Below are 756 nucleotides of genomic sequence, written 5' to 3' on the forward strand. Positions count from 1 at the left end.
AGCACTTCTACTTCAGTAAGTGAGAGCGACTCAGCGTCAATGAGCACTTCTACTTCAGTGAGCGAAAGTGATTCAGCGTCAATGAGTACGTCAACTTCAGTGAGCGAAAGTGATTCAGCAAGCATGAGCACTTCTACTTCAGTAAGTGAGAGCGACTCAGCGTCAATGAGCACTTCTACTTCAGTGAGCGAAAGTGATTCAGCGTCAATGAGTACGTCAACTTCAGTGAGCGAAAGTGATTCAGCATCAATGAGCGCTTCTACTTCAGTAAGTGAGAGCGACTCAGCGTCAATGAGCACTTCTACTTCAGTGAGCGAAAGTGATTCAGCGTCAATGAGCACTTCTACTTCAGTGAGCGAAAGTGATTCAGCATCAATGAGTACGTCAACTTCAGTGAGCGAAAGTGATTCAGCATCAATGAGCACTTCTACTTCAGTAAGTGAGAGCGACTCAGCGTCAATGAGCACTTCTACTTCAGTAAGCGAAAGTGATTCAGCGTCAATGAGTACGTCAACTTCAGTGAGCGAAAGTGATTCAGCATCAATGAGCGCTTCTACTTCAGTAAGTGAGAGCGACTCAGCGTCAATGAGCGCTTCTACTTCAGTAAGTGAAAGTGAATCAACTTCAGTAAGCGAGAGTGATTCAGCAAGCATGAGCACTTCTACTTCAGTAAGTGAGAGCGACTCAGCGTCAATGAGCACTTCTACTTCAGTAAGCGAAAGTGATTCAGCGTCAATGAGTACGTCAACTTCAGTG

General features: G+C 45.2%; 1 protein-coding gene. It reads right to left on the reverse strand.

What is annotated here, in order from left to right; genetic code table 11:
• The coding region (locus SH09_RS14275; protein WP_042740264.1) for a hypothetical protein at window positions 1-756 on the reverse strand (756 nt) is incomplete at both ends.

Source organism: Staphylococcus gallinarum (assembly GCF_000875895.1).
In the GTDB taxonomy this organism is placed as follows: Bacteria; Bacillota; Bacilli; order Staphylococcales; family Staphylococcaceae; genus Staphylococcus; species Staphylococcus gallinarum.